Annotated in this window: 5 protein-coding genes; 4 read left to right on the top strand and 1 reads right to left on the bottom strand. The window is 34.7% G+C overall.

The window, feature by feature from the left end; translation table 11 throughout:
- Positions 1-430: 430 nt before the first annotated feature.
- Positions 431-1,027, bottom strand: a complete 597-nt coding sequence (locus tag ACFINO_RS09490; RefSeq protein WP_375628757.1) for a S24 family peptidase — start codon at positions 1,025-1,027, stop codon at positions 431-433.
- A gap of 85 nt (positions 1,028-1,112) precedes the next feature.
- Here ACFINO_RS09490 and ACFINO_RS09495 point away from each other — a divergent pair, with 85 nt between their 5' ends.
- The 4 genes from ACFINO_RS09495 to ACFINO_RS09510 all read left to right on the top strand — a co-directional run.
- Positions 1,113-1,430, top strand: coding sequence for a hypothetical protein (locus ACFINO_RS09495; protein WP_375655562.1), 318 nt, complete (start codon positions 1,113-1,115; stop codon positions 1,428-1,430).
- 72 nt (positions 1,431-1,502) lie between these two features.
- Complete coding sequence (locus tag ACFINO_RS09500; RefSeq protein ID WP_375655564.1) at positions 1,503-1,895, top strand: hypothetical protein; 393 nt, start codon at positions 1,503-1,505, stop codon at positions 1,893-1,895.
- Between the two features lie 150 nt (positions 1,896-2,045).
- Positions 2,046-2,480, top strand: a complete 435-nt coding sequence (locus ACFINO_RS09505) for a hypothetical protein (RefSeq protein ID WP_375655566.1) — start codon at positions 2,046-2,048, stop codon at positions 2,478-2,480.
- 90 nt (positions 2,481-2,570) lie between these two features.
- A partial coding sequence (locus ACFINO_RS09510; RefSeq protein ID WP_375655568.1) for a hypothetical protein occupies positions 2,571-2,863 on the top strand: 293 nt, incomplete at its 3' end.

Here is a 2,863-nt window from a genome sequence, read left to right on the forward strand (position 1 = left end):
ATAATTTTTAGAACTTGGCTTTCATCCAGTGGTCCCGATCGACCAATGTTTTGATCATCATCATAGACAACTAATAAAATTTCATCAGAATTTATAAGAATTGGCTTATCCATAATTTTTCCTCCCTAACGCCTCTTGGCGATTGTTTGTGCGTGGTTTATGGATACTAATGTAGCGTATTTAGGAACATGTGTCAATACATATGTACCGATTTTAGAAATTTTTTTACATAAATATAAAAAGTCACTTAGAAAATTAAAACTGTAATTACTGAAAAAGGGATATATGTTTAGAATAGCTAGAGATTTAATAATACTAATTACATTGAATTTTAATATTCTAATCGATTATTTTGCAAATATTTGCATAATTCTCTCCTTAACAGAAATATACGATAAGAAGAAAATTATGCTCATATGATTTAACTATTTTAAAATCTCGGTGGTTTTATCCAGTCTATAGGCGCAGCCCAAATTAATGCAATATCTTTTATTTCTGGATACAACCTATTTAAACTCTCTAAATTAAATAAACCAGGCTTACTACCTTGCTTTATTATTTTGACAAAACAACGTCCATCTTGCGTATAGACAATTGCTTTTTTATTAAGAAGTAAACTTGGAGAAATGTTTTCTGAATAAAATAAAATAGATTTATCCTCAATGAAAGGTTCCATTGAGTCGCCTTCAACTTTTACTGCGTATGTATCCTTTGTAATATATGGGGGCATTTCCACTTCTTCAAGCCAACCATCTTCATAGGGGATAATTTCTGAACCTGCTCCTACATAACCCATTAAGGGTATAGTTTTTTTTCGTGGAAGTGGGTATTTTGTGATTTCCTCAATTGCTATACCTTCTTGTGCACTTATTCCTCGTTCACCTGTCAGCATTTTATTGACTGCAGAGCGGTAGATAGGGCGATGCATCTTCTCACTTAGTTGTCTGGCAAGCGATGATTGAGATAATCCAGATTCTTGTAAGGCTTCACTTAGCCAAATTTTCATAATGTTATTCATGGTTTCCATTATATCTTTGTTAGAAAAAAAATCTTTTGTGATTTTCGTTACATTTTCTATTGATTTTGTACCTAAATAAGCTACAATATGACTTATGAAACAATTTTCGGAAATAATAAATTTATTAGGTGGGGTTCGTAGGGTATCTCAGTTGCTTGGGGTTCATAGAACACGCGTGTACGTCTGGCTCCGTCCTGTATCAAAAGGTGGAACTGGTGGGAGAATTCCAACAAAACATATCCCAATTCTTTTGAATGAAGCCAACAGAATTGGAGCACCGATTAAGGCAGAAGACTTTTTCTCGTTTTTTTATAGGACGCAATCATGTGATTCTAAATTATCTTCACAATCTACTTTTATTGCTGCCCCTACAGATAATAACGAACAGCAACAGCAGCCTTCACACTCTTAAAGAAGAAAGATCATGAGAAACGGAATATTGAAGAAACTCTACACACGGATTTGTAGATTAATAGGTTGCAATATGAAAATTGAGAATGGAGATAAGTTTGTGAAAGAATTTATACAAATACCGGATCGTGATTGTAGCATAGAAGATCTTATAAAACGACATAGAACTCATACAAAAGTTCTTGCAAAACAAGAAGAATGGCATAAGTCACAATTTGATAATTGGATGAGATGGCATGAAGCAACTCTTGCAGAGCGAGATAAGTCAATTGAACAACAGCAAGTAGTACTTGAAAACCTATCCTCTTTAATTAAGCAAAAAAATGAAACGCTATACAGCCAAAGGCTAAAGTTAGCTTCACAGATGAAAGTTATTGATGAATTAAACAATAAAATCACTGAGTTAATCAACAAAAAAGAAGAACCGAGATTGATCGATTTTATTTTTGCAGGAGAAGTTTTTTAACTTGCGTCATTTGAGCCAAAAATGAGGATTGTTAATTAACAATGAATCATTGCGAGGTTCCTTTTTCACAAACATTTTTGCAAGACAGGCAATCACAACGCGCTCTGTCACAACAGCACCCTTCACACTCTTAAAGAAGAAAGATCAGAGATGATAGATGTCCCACATATCACTATAAGTAAGGTCAAGTTGATTAATCTTGTTAATAAGATTGGACGTGAAGATATATATTATGGTGTTCGCTCGCCTAATCAGACATGTGAAAGTTGCATAGATCCCTTATCAAATGGTTGTCTTGTCTATATACTGCATAGTATCTTTGCACGTGATGATAAAAAATATTTTCCGTTATCGCCGTACGATGATTTTAATAAATGGTTTTTATCTGTGTTTACGCAAGCTTTTACAACTTGGTTTGATAATTATTTTTCTCAAGAGCTGTCATCTTTTTATCGCTTAAATGAGCTAATCTTATTTATAGCCTTAGTCAAAAATAGGCTTGATTTCTTAAGGGATAAACTCATCGAAAAAAGAGAAGAAGAAATCAAATTAATAGATGATGCATGCAGTGTGTGTCTGAGTTGAGTTAATCCAATTTTTTAAAACTTATAACTACGCGCTCTGTCATAACGCACATATAAATACGCAAATACGTAGAGCCTTAAGGGGGGGATTATGATCACTAACGCACGAACCATTTTATGTCTTGATCTAGGGACTAAGACAGGCTGGGCGATACGTGGTGCGGATGGTTTTATCATAAGCGATACAGAACATTTTCAATCACGCCGTTTTGAAGGCGGTGGCATGCGTTATCTGCGCTTTAAGAAATGGCTTACTGAACTAAAGAGGTCTGTTGATGAAATTGATGCGGTGTATTTTGAAGAGGTACGCCGGCATGTGGGTACAGACGCTTCTCATGTTTATGGGGGCTTTCTAGCAACATTAACGGCGTGGTGTGAACATCA

The sequence above is a fragment of the Bartonella sp. AA83SXKL genome (assembly GCF_042196965.1).
Taxonomy (GTDB): domain Bacteria; phylum Pseudomonadota; class Alphaproteobacteria; order Rhizobiales; family Rhizobiaceae; genus Bartonella.